The sequence below is a fragment of the Silanimonas lenta DSM 16282 genome, assembly GCF_000429065.1.
GTDB lineage: Bacteria > Pseudomonadota > Gammaproteobacteria > Xanthomonadales > Xanthomonadaceae > Silanimonas > Silanimonas lenta.
Map to the genome: position 1 here is coordinate 1 of NZ_AUBD01000021.1, position 7,610 is coordinate 7,610.

A 7,610-nucleotide genomic window follows, 5' to 3' on the forward strand; every position below is an offset into this window, starting at 1 on the left:
TTCCGACAACGGTGCCGAGTTCACTGCGGCGAAAGTCATGCGCTGGTTGCGAGACGCGGCCATCGGCCCCGCGTTCATCGCCCCGGGTAGCCCGTGGCAGAACGGTTTCGTCGAGAGCTTCAATGGAAAGCTTCGGGATGAGCTGTTGAACCGGGAGTGGTTCCGCAGTCGGGCCGAGGCGCGCGTGCTGATCGAGCGCTGGCGGCAGTTCTACAACGAACGGCGACCGCACAGTGCGCATCGCTACAAGCCGCCAGCCAGTGTCCGCAGGGCCTGGCGGGAAACCGATACCATCCAACCCGGACTCACCGGCTGATTGGCTACAAATTCCGTACGCAGGTCAACCGCGCTGATCGATCCAGGCAAGCCTTGGCAGAATGGCACCGCCGAGAGCTTGAACGGGAAGTTCCGAGACGAGTGCCTCAGCATGGAATGGTTCCGGAACCGGATCGAGGCCCGGGCGATCATCGAGACGTGGCGACGCCACTACAACGAGGATCGGCCACACTCGAGCCTCGGCTACCGGACGCCCAGGCAGTTCAAGGACGAGTTCCAGCAGCAGCAACCCGCATCAACCCACCGAGCCGTCCTCAACTAATCGGTGGTCCGAAAAAACCCGGCAGGTCACCTGACGGTCGCCGACGACTTCACCCACGAGTGCATCGACATCACGGTCGACCATGGCATCAGCGGCGCCTATGTCGCGCGTGTCCTGGACCAGGCCGCCCGGTTCCGGGGCTATCCGCGCGCCGTACGCACCGACAACGGCCCCGAGTTCACCAGTCGCGCCTTCATCGCGTGGACCCAGCAGCACGGCATCACGCACCTGCTGATCGAGCCCGGCCGCCCCATGCAGAACGGCTACATCGAGAGCTTCAACGGCAAGTTCCGCGACGAATGCCTGAACGAGCACTGGTTCACGTCGCTCGCCCAAGCCCGCGAGGTGATCAGCGAGTGGCGGCGCGACTACAACGAGGTCAGACCGCACAGCAGCTGCGGGCGCATCCCGCCGGCCCAGTTTGCCGCCAATCATCGAACCCAAACCAACCCCACCGCAGTACCATTCAACCCCGGGCTCTCCCAGTAATGGCTGGTACGGCTACTGGGGGCAGGTCACGGCCTCTCGGGCCCGGGATCAGCTTCTCAAGCAGCTCGTCGGGAAGGATGGCGTCCGGCTTCGCGGCAGGGGTGGTCTTCTTGCGTGGCATGGGGGCTCCTGAACATCGTCATGGTAGGCCCCTCACACAAAAATCCTGACAACCTCCGGTTTCAGCCCCCTCTTCAAGGTAGCAGCCAAACAGGAAATCACTGGATCATTACAAAAATGCCGGCACGGGATGACCCGTGCCGGCTCTGGTTACGCCCAGCGAATTGCAGTTAGAAGCTCTGCGAGTAACGCATGTAATAGAAGCGCCCCGGCACTTCGTACTGCGGATCAAAACTGTTGGCGAAAGTGATCGCCGAGAACGGTGGATCTCGATCGAAGATGTTGTTCACGCCGATCGAGATGCGCGCGTTCCACGGCGCTTTCCAATGACCCACAACGTCGGTGTAAGTGACCGAGGGAATATAGTTCTCCGGGCGCAGGACCGAGGTCGCCTGACCATCCAGCTGAGTGCGACGGGTTGGGTTCGAGCAAACGAGCGGCACCTGAGCTGCGCCACCGCCTGGGGCAGTTCGGAGCGACTCGCAGCTCTCGTCCATACCCGAGTAATAGCGAGCTGAGACATCGGCAGCGAAGTCCCCCCGGGTCCAGCGCAGGGACAGGTTGCTGCGGATACGCCAGTACGGGTTGCGGTCGTAGTACTCACCGACGCGATTGCCGCCCTCACCAGTCACCGGATCCTCGGTCACACGGCCGTCACCGTTCTCGTCAACCAAAGCATCCGTAAGGATGGTGTTGTCCCAGTTGATGCTGAACTGCCCGAAGGAGGATTCAGGCAAGCGGTAGGTCAGCGTCAGATCATAACCTTCGAACTCGTTGATGCCGATGTTTCGAGACACCGAGTTCAGGCTGGAGATAATTCCACCCGGAGCGCGCTGGATGATCGGGCAGAACTGCGCCACAGCTGCCGCATTACCGCGATAGCAGCTATTGAGAATGGTCTGCGCCGAAAGCTGGGCGATCGCGTCCTCGATGCGGATATTCCACCAGTCGAGCGAAACGTCCAAGCCTTCCACGAACTCGGGGCTATAAACGAAGCCGAAGGTCTTGGAACGCGAGCTCTCCGGCTGCAGATTCGGATTACCGCCAACCAGCGTACGGATCTGCGAGTTGGCCTGAGAATAGCCGCCGACCGGCACTCCGCCAGCGACACAACGGGCCTGCGCTTCCGGGGTCAACCCGCCAAAGCCAGCAGTGTTGCACGGGTCAGTCGCCTGCGGGAAGTTGTCGCTGACGCCCTGGAACAGCTCAAGGATAGACGGCGCGCGAAACCCCTCGGCCCAGTTGGCGCGGACCAGCAGCTGACTGACCGGACGCCAAGTCAGGCTCGCCTTGCTATTGGTGGTGTCACCAAAATTGCTGTAGTCGGAATAGCGGCTAGCCAGATTCAGGTCAAGGCTCTTCGCAAACGGCCTGTCAGCGAGAAGCGGGATCTGCAACTCAAGGTACAGCTCGTCAAGCGAGTAGCCGCCGCCGGTAGGCGTGCGCGCATTGCCCGTAGTATTGCCCGAAGCGATCAATGCATCCGGACGATCGAAGCCCTCCTCGCGTCGATGCTCGGCACCGGCGGCAAACGCCATGGTGCCCGCCGGAAGTTCAAATAGACCACCGGTCACATTAGCAAAATAGCTGATCTGCTCATAGCCAAGTACATCTTTGGCCTCGAAGCCGACGAACCGCAACATGTCCGGGGTAATGGTGCCGGCGCCGCCGCCCAGCAGGTTCAGCGGCACGCAGCCGCTGATCGGAGCTGCGGGCGTGCCGCAAGTCGCAACGCCCTGCGCATTGATGAAGGACGGGCCAAGAGCCTGACGCAGAGCCGGCACGTTGAACAGGCCGCGGGTCACATCGGTCTGGTCGTTCTTGCCATAGAAGTAGCCGGCATCCCACGAGAAGCTGCGGTCGCCAACGTCGAACTCACCCTCGAAACGGCCGTTAAAAGCAAAGGTCTTGACGTTCTGATTGAAGCTACGGCCGCCGGTCTCGACGACGCGGCGCTGGATCCAGTTCACGTCAACACCATAGGGGTTGTAGATGCTGTCGCGACTGATGACGATATCGGCCGACGCCGTACCCGCGGCTGGCACGCCCAGCACCAACGGCATAGCGGCCAGCAGCTGCTCCGAGATGCGCTCGTTGTAAGTCACCGTGGTGACGAAGCGCAGGGTGTCGGTCAGATCGAAACGAGCGTGACCAAAGACTGAGGTGCGTTCCTGAGGGGTGAGCAGGTAGTTGTCCGGAGCAAAGTTATAGTTCTCGGTGGTGCCCCCCCAGGGGCGGAAGGAGTTGGGGCCGGTCGGGACGAAGAAGTTGCCCGCATTAACAGTCGACCCCGGGGTCGCGCCCGGATTGAGCAGTGTCGTGCCGCCATCCGGAGTAATGGCGTAACGGCCATTCGGGGTCGTCGAGCTGCCGCGGAAGCCCGGGGTCGAACCAAACAGCGGCACCGCCGAAATTTCGCGATTCCCCGCCATAACCGGCTCTTCTTTGACATAGCCAATGCCGAGCATCACGGCTGACCGGTCGGAGAGCGCACCAATAGTGGCGTCGTAAGACTGGCGACTACCATCACCTCGACTAAATTGACCGAGATACGCGTTAGCTTCAGCGCCTTGGAACTCGGTGCGAAGGATAATGTTAACGACGCCAGCGATGGCGTCGGAGCCGTAGATCGACGAAGCACCGTCCTTGAGGACTTCGATACGCTCAACCGCGGCGGTCGGAATAGTGTTCAGATCGACCGCGCCACCCAGGCCAGTGCCACCGACCCAGCGGCGGCCGTTAACCAGCACGAGGGTGCGGGCCGAGCCAAGATTGCGCAAGTTGACGCGGGTCTCACCATTGCCGCCGTTGTTGAAATTAGTGTTAAGGGTGGCGCCGTTAGCAGCAAGGTTCTGAATGACATCACCGATCGAGGTCAGACCCTGAGCCTCGATCTGATCGCGACTCAACGAGATCACCGGCTGGGCATTCTCAAGATCGACACCACGGATGCGACTACCGACCACTTCGATGCGCTCCAAGGTCGTCGCTTTTTCTTCCCCAGTCTGCTGCGGAGCCTGGGCAAAAGCCGGAACAGCCATGGCTGCGGCAGCACCAGTGATGAGCGCGAAGCGGATCGCGCCGGACAGCTGCTTGATGTTCGACATTAATTTCTCTCCAACGATCAGATGGACTCGGGGGTCCGGTTGTTGCCGACGGCGCCGGTGGGCCGGACCGCGAGCAGGCCGAATATAACGCAATCTTTACGGGGTGCAAATCGTGCACGGCAGCAGGACCGATGCTGCGCCGCAAGCCCATGAAAACACTGGATTTTCCTGCTCCGCCGCCCCTTCACCGGGCGGCCGCGGCCGGAGCCTCGGGCGGCAGGGCGGGCAGCGTGCCGGCAGGAAGGGTTCGCACGAAAACATTTCCACTGAAACTCTCGAGCCGCACCTGCCCGCGCCCCTCGCCGAGCACACGAAGCCCCTGTGGCAAGGCGGTGAAGGCCTCGGGCACCTCGGCGCAGCCAAGGGCCTGGACGAAGGCGAGCGCGGCCGAGTCGTCGGCCGGCAGGGCGATGCGCAGATCGCCGCTGAAGGTCTCGACGGAAACCGTTTCCATGCCTGCGGCCTCGAGGTCGATCGCCCCGCCCAGGCTGTCGGCCCGCAGGCGCCCGCCCTGCAGGCGCAGTACCTGGGGGCCATTCCGGGTCTGCACGAAGACATCGGCATCGCGGGCCTCGATGGCCACCTCGCCCTCGCCTCCCTGCACGCGCAGGCGCCCGCCCTGCAGGCCGGTGAGCCGCAGCCGCGCCTCGCCGAGATCCAGGCGCAGGACCCGCCCCGGCGGCAGCACCAGACGCAGCCCGGCCGGCCGCGGCCGCAGCCGGGCCGGATCCTCCAGCCGCAGTTGCAGCAGGCCCGGACGCTCGCGCCAGCGCAGCCGCTGGCCGGGCTCGAGTCCGGCCTCGACCAGCACCGCTGCAAGCCCCTGCCCGGCATCGGGTTCCGCCGATGATGCAGCCGCCGCTCCGCCTGCGGCCGCAGAGGCATCCGCCACCGGCGCCTCCGCCGCGGCAGTCGGAGGCTGCACCGAGACCGTGACCGACCCGGCTTCGAGCCAGAGCGCGAAGGCCTGGCCTTCGGCCAGGGGCCGGCGCTCGCTCACCGTGGCCGGCTGCGCCGCGGCAAGGCCCGCGGCCAGCGCGCTCAGGGCGAGGAGTGGACGGAGGAAGGCCGGCATGACGCCATCGCAGCACAGGCGGCGCGGGCTGCCAAGCGCACGGTCTCGGCATGGATGTCGACGATGTCCTCCACGTCCGGGGCATAGCCGCCGGCCATGGCCACCGCCACCGGCAGGCCGAGGCGGCGGCAGGTCTCGAACACCATGCGGTCGCGCTGGGCGAGGCCGGCCTTGCTCAGCGCGAGCTGGCCCAGGCGGTCGCCGACGAAGGGATCGGCCCCGGCGAGGTAGATCACCGCCTCCGGGCGCGCCGCCGCGATGGCCGCCGGCAGGTGCGCGGCGAGCAGGTCGAGGTAGCGCGCATCGCCCGTGCCCGGCGGCAGGGGCACGTCGAGGTCGGAGGGAGGCTTGATGGCCGGGTAGTTCTTCGCATCGTGCATGGAGAAGGCGAAGACGGTCGGATCCCCCGCCACCAGCTCGGCGGTGCCGTTGCCGTGGTGCACGTCGAGATCGACGATGAGCAGGCGCCGGACCAGGCCTTCCGCCTGCACGTGGCGGGCGGCCACCACGGCATCGTTGAAGATGCAGTAGCCGCCGCCGCGATCGAAGGCGGCGTGGTGGGTGCCGCCGGCGAGGTTCACCGCCACCCCGTCGCCGCGCAGCGCCGCCTCCAGCGCGGCGAGGGTGCCGCCCACGGTGCGCCGGGCACGGCGGGCCATGGCCTCCGACCAGGGAAAGCCGATGCGCCGCTGCTCCTGAGGGCTCAAAGTGCCGCGGCGCACGCGCTCGATGTAGGCCGGGCAATGCACCCGGCGCAGGGCCTCGTCGCTGGCCGAGACCGGCTCGTGCAGGTCCACGCCCCAGAGCGCGGCGTGCCCGCGCACGCGCTCGTAAAGCCGCCGGTACTTCGCCATCGGGAAGGCATGGCCTTCGGGCAGGGGCAGTTCGAAGCTCGGGCAGTAGAAGGCCTTCATGGCCTCAGGCTAGGACAGGGGGCGTGATGCGGGGATGGGCGGCGCGGCAGCGGGGGGCGCCTGCCTTCGCGTGGCGGCCCTTCTCGGAAGCGCCTGCCTCGTCTGGCGCTTCACTGTGGAGCGCCTGCCTTCGCGGGGAGTGCGCCCCCGTGCCGCTTGTATGTTCAGACCAGCCCAGCACGGTAGAGTCTGAACGCCGTTGAGGCGGCCAGACCGGCCCGTGCAGTTTGGTAGCCGCTGGGGTGATCGAGCCCGTGTCTGAGTACAGAGCGCACGGCCGCCGTGCTGGTCTTTCTGAAGCCCGAACGGTTACGCGCGCCGGCCTTGCCGAGCGCGCATGCACAAGCAAGGGATCCGAAGACCATGTCTGCTTCCTCAGTGGTGGTGGGCATCGACGTGGCCAAGACGCATGTCGATGTCGCGGTGCTGGGCGCCCAGCTCGGGGCCCAGCGGTTCGACAACCAGGCCGAGGCTCACTCGGCGTTGGCGGCAGCCTTGAAGCCGCTTTCCGTGGCGCTGGTGGTGATGGAGGCCACCGGCGGCTACGAGACGGCGCTGGCCTGCGCGCTGCAGGCGGCGGGCCTGCCGGTGGCGGTGGTCAACCCGCGCCAGGCGCGTGACTTCGCCAGGTCGATGGGCTGCCTGGCCAAGACCGACGCGGTGGACGCGCGGATGCTGGCCGAGTTTGCCGCGGTGCTGCTGCGCCGCGAAGACCTCGCCCGATTCCTGCGCCCGCTGGCCGACCCGCAGCAGCAGTGGCTGGCCGCGCTGGTCACGCGCCGGCGCCAGCTGCTGGCCATGCTGCTCGCCGAGCGCCAGCGGCTGCAGATCACGCCCAAGGGGCTGCACCCGAGCATCGAAGCCATCGTGGCGGCCATCAAGGCCCAGCTCGACGAGATCGAAGGCCAGATGGTCGGCCACGTGCGCGAGCACTTCACCGAGCTCGACCGCTTGCTGCAGTCAGCCAGCGGGATTGGCCCGGTGGCTAGCGCCACGCTGATCGCCGAGTTGCCCGAACTCGGCCGGCTCAACCGGCGCGAGATCGCCGCGCTGGTGGGCCTCGCCCCGATGGCCAACGACTCCGGCGCAAGCCGGGGCCGACGACGCATCCAGGGCGGACGCTTCGACGTGCGCCGTGTGCTGTACATGGCCGCACTGACCGCCAGCCGCCGCAACCCCGTCATCAAGGCTTTCTACGAGCGCCTGATCGCCGCTGGCAAGCTGCCCAAGGTCGCCTTGGTGGCCTGCATGCGCAAGCTGCTGACCACCCTCAATGCCATGGTCAGAACCAGCAAGCCTTGGGACCA

General features: G+C 66.0%; 5 protein-coding genes and 2 pseudogenes. 4 read left to right on the forward strand and 3 right to left on the reverse strand.

Translation table 11 applies throughout. The annotated features are described in order from the left end of the window. From G408_RS0108695 to G408_RS13910, 3 genes and pseudogenes are all read left to right on the forward strand, one after another. On the forward strand, nt 1–316 hold a 316-nt coding region (locus tag G408_RS0108695; protein WP_028770739.1), incomplete at its 5' end, for an integrase core domain-containing protein. Nucleotides 317–346: 30 nt separating this feature from the next. Beyond that, nucleotides 347–598, forward strand: a pseudogene (locus G408_RS13905) (integrase core domain-containing protein); the annotation flags it as partial. A 30-nt stretch (nt 599–628) separates the two neighbouring features. Next, nucleotides 629–1,087 (forward strand): annotated as a pseudogene (locus G408_RS13910) (integrase core domain-containing protein); the annotation flags it as partial. 290 nt (nt 1,088–1,377) lie between these two features. On the opposite strand, the gene G408_RS0108710 reads toward G408_RS13910, so the two are convergent. From G408_RS0108710 to G408_RS13915, 3 genes are all read right to left on the reverse strand, one after another. After that, complete coding sequence (locus tag G408_RS0108710) at nt 1,378–4,248, reverse strand: TonB-dependent receptor domain-containing protein (protein WP_084628153.1); 2,871 nt, start codon at nt 4,246–4,248, stop codon at nt 1,378–1,380. A gap of 250 nt (nt 4,249–4,498) precedes the next feature. Beyond that, nucleotides 4,499–5,389, reverse strand: coding sequence for a DUF4097 family beta strand repeat-containing protein (locus G408_RS0108715; RefSeq protein WP_028770778.1), 891 nt, complete (start codon nt 5,387–5,389; stop codon nt 4,499–4,501). Further along, nucleotides 5,356–6,303 (reverse strand): histone deacetylase family protein, encoded by a 948-nt coding sequence (locus tag G408_RS13915; protein ID WP_051282809.1) that lies wholly within the window; start codon nt 6,301–6,303, stop codon nt 5,356–5,358. The genes G408_RS0108715 and G408_RS13915 overlap by 34 nt, the downstream gene beginning before the upstream one ends. 363 nt (nt 6,304–6,666) lie before the next feature. On the opposite strand from G408_RS13915, the gene G408_RS0108725 reads away from it, so the two are divergent. Further along, nucleotides 6,667–7,610, forward strand: a 944-nt coding sequence (locus G408_RS0108725) for an IS110 family RNA-guided transposase (protein ID WP_028770398.1), incomplete at its 3' end; no start/stop codon positions are given.